At 71.2% G+C, this 1,976-nt stretch carries 2 protein-coding genes; both read left to right on the top strand.

Translation table 11 applies throughout. The annotated features are described in order from the left end of the window. Positions 1-121: 121 nt before the first annotated feature. A complete protein-coding gene (locus tag KBX39_RS29915; RefSeq protein ID WP_013474058.1) occupies positions 122-478 on the top strand; it encodes a YkvA family protein in 357 nt (118 codons plus the stop codon). A 76-nt stretch (positions 479-554) separates the two neighbouring features. After that, complete coding sequence (locus tag KBX39_RS29920; RefSeq protein ID WP_210873750.1) at positions 555-1,925, top strand: cystathionine beta-synthase; 1,371 nt, start codon at positions 555-557, stop codon at positions 1,923-1,925. The last annotated feature ends 51 nt before the right edge of the window (positions 1,926-1,976 follow it).

A 1,976-nucleotide genomic window follows, 5' to 3' on the forward strand; every position in this document is an offset into this window, starting at 1 on the left:
GTACGACCACTGCTGTCCTTGATCGGATGGCTGGGCGGCACCCGGACTGGGTACCGATGGGGGTGGCGGACGCGGGCTTGCCCCCGGGCCGCACCATGGTCGGGCGGAGAGGGGCGAAGACATGGGGAAGACGTTGAAGCGCAGCGCCGCGTTCGCCGCGCTGGCCCGGGCGCTGGCGGCCGGTACGCGGGGCGGGCCGTCGCTCGGGGCCCGGCTGGCGGCGCTGCCGAGGATGATCCGCGCCACCACCAGGGGCGAGTACGACGGCGGCCTGCGCCTGGCGCTGATGGCCGGCGCGACCGCGTACATCGTCAGCCCGATCGACCTGCTGCCGGAGATCCCGCTGGCGATCTTCGGGCTGGCCGACGACGCGGTGATGGTCACCTGGCTGGCCGGCAGCGTGCTCGCCGAGACGGAACGGTTCCTGGAGTGGGAGGCACGTCGCAGCTCGGTCATCCCGGGGCATGTGGTGCCCTGACGGCACGTACGCTGGTCGGCGAACTGACGGCTGACCGACCGCCCCACGACGGCGGCGCGACGAAGGGCACAACGAGGTGCAGTACTACGACAACGTCGTCGAGCTGATCGGCAACACCCCGCTGGTCCGCCTGCGCAACGTCACCGAGGGCATCCAGGCCACCGTGCTGGCGAAGGTGGAGTACGTCAACCCGGGCGGCTCGGTCAAGGACCGGATCGCGATGCGCATGGTGGAGGACGCCGAGAAGGCGGGCATCCTGCGGCCGGGCGGCACGATCGTGGAGCCGACCAGCGGCAACACCGGCGTCGGGCTGGCCCTGGTGGCCCAGCTCAAGGGCTACCGCTGCGTCTTCGTCTGCCCGGACAAGGTCAGCCAGGACAAGCAGGACGTGCTGCGCGCGTACGGCGCCGAGGTGGTGGTCTGCCCGACCGCCGTCGCGCCGGAGGACCCGCGCTCCTATTACAACGTGTCCGACCGGCTGGCCCGGGAGATCCCCGGCGCGTGGAAGCCCAACCAGTACAGCAACCCGGCCAACCCGCGCTCGCACTACGAGACCACCGGCCCGGAGCTGTGGAAGCAGACCGAAGGCAAGATCACCCACTTCGTGGCGGGCGTCGGCACCGGCGGCACCATCTCCGGCATCGGCCGCTACCTCAAGGAGGCGTCCGAGGGCCGGGTCAAGGTGATCGGCGCGGACCCGGAGGGCTCGGTCTACTCGGGCGGCACCGGCCGGCCGTACCTGGTCGAGGGCGTCGGTGAGGACTTCTGGCCGGAGACGTACGACCGGAAGATCGCCGACGAGATCGTCGAGGTGTCGGACAAGGAGTCCTTCGAGATGACCCGCCGGCTCGCCCGCGAGGAGGGTCTGCTGGTCGGCGGCTCCTGCGGCATGGCGGTGGTGGGCGCGCTGGAGGTGGCCCGCAAGGCCGGCCCGGACGACGTGATCGTGGTGCTGCTGCCGGACGGCGGCCGGGGCTACCTGTCGAAGATCTTCAACGACAAGTGGATGGCCCGGTACGGCTTCCTGGACGACTCGGGCACCGAGCCGACGGTCGCCGACGCGCTCGCCGGCAAGCCCGGTGGCTTGCCCGAGCTGGTGCACGTGCACCCGACCGAGACGGTCCGCGACGCGATCGACTACATGCGCGAGTACGGCGTCTCGCAGCTCCCGGTACTCAAGGCCGAGCCGCCGGTGGTGACCGGTGAGGTGGCCGGTTCGATCGCCGAGAAGGACCTGCTCGACGCGCTGTTCACCGGCCAGGCCCACCTGCACGACACGATCGAGCGGCACATGGGCGAGCCGCTGCCGATGATCGGCGGCGGCCAGCCGGTGAGCGAGGCGGTCGGGCTGCTGGAGAAGGCGGACGCGGCGCTGGTGCTGGTCGACGGCAAGCCCAAGGGCGTGCTGACCCGCCAGGACCTGCTGGCCCACCTCGGCGCCCGCTGACCCTGCTTGTAAGGAAGGGCCCCCTTTTAACACCGCGGTGTTAAAAGGGGG

Origin of the sequence: Micromonospora sp. D75 (genome assembly GCF_018070405.1) — a bacterium.
GTDB classification, from domain to species: domain Bacteria; phylum Actinomycetota; class Actinomycetes; order Mycobacteriales; family Micromonosporaceae; genus Micromonospora; species Micromonospora chalcea.

Coding starts and splice junctions, on each gene's coding strand:
- KBX39_RS29915 (WP_013474058.1), top strand. CDS start 122: ATGGGGAAGACGTTGAAGCGCAGCGCCGCGTTCGCCGCGCTGGCCCGG.